Genomic DNA, 897 nt, shown 5'->3' with positions numbered 1-897 from the left:
ACATGGTGCTCGGCGGCGCCAGCGCGCTCGGGCTCGCCTTCGCGCAGAGCGACCAGCAGATCATGGCGGCGGGAATTTTCCTGTCCTTCTTCATGAACGGCACCTATGCGGGCGTCTATGCCTATACGGCCGAGGTGTTCCCGACGCCGGTCAGGACCACCGGGGCCGGGCTTGCCTCCGCGATCGGCCGCATCGGCGCGATCGTCTCGCCGATCCTGGTCGGCTATCTCTATCCGAATTTCGGCTTCGCCGGCGTGTTCGGCATCACCACCACCGTGCTGCTGCTCGGGGCGGTGACCGTCGTGCTGATGGGCGTGCCGACGCGCGGCCGTTCGCTGGAGGAGATTGCGGCGGGTGAAGTTGCATGACGCGGACCAAACGCCAGGCCGATCCGCTGCTCTGTGCCGTCGCGGCGGCACAGGGCAGGGCGGATCAGCCGGATGCGCTGTTCGCGGCGCTGGACGGAGCCATGAAGTCGGCGATCGGGCACAAGCTGTTCACGATCCTGACCTATGACGGCGACAGCGGTGAAGCGGCGCGGGTCTATTCCAATCTCCCCGGCCCGTATCCGACCGGCGGACGCAAGCGCCTGGCACCGGGCCCGTGGACCGAGGCCGTTCTCGACCGCGGTGAGGCCTATATCGGCCGCACGCAGGACGATCTGCGCATGGTGTTCTCCGACCACGAGCTGATCGCCTCGCTCGGCTGCGCGAGCGTGCTCAACATGCCCGTGCGTTGGCGCGGGCGTACGCTCGGCTCGCTCAATCTGCTTCATGAGGCAGGCTGGTACGACGAGGACGATGTCGCCGCGTGCCTTCCCTTTACGCTCGGCTCGCTCAATCTGCTTCATGAGGCAGGCTGGTACGACGAGGACGATGTCGCCGCGTGCCTTCCCTT

At 67.0% G+C, this 897-nt stretch carries 2 protein-coding genes; both read left to right on the top strand.

What is annotated here, in order from left to right:
* On the top strand, positions 1 to 368 hold a 368-nt coding region (locus AC1D00_RS43155), incomplete at its 5' end, for an MFS transporter (protein ID WP_477014929.1).
* Positions 365 to 897: hypothetical protein (locus tag AC1D00_RS43150; RefSeq protein ID WP_477014928.1), on the top strand; the 533-nt coding region annotated here is incomplete at its 3' end. The genes AC1D00_RS43155 and AC1D00_RS43150, both read left to right, overlap by 4 nt.

This window comes from Bradyrhizobium sp. P2_E8 (genome assembly GCF_056403875.1).
This window is presented reverse-complemented; position numbering and strand designations above follow the sequence as displayed.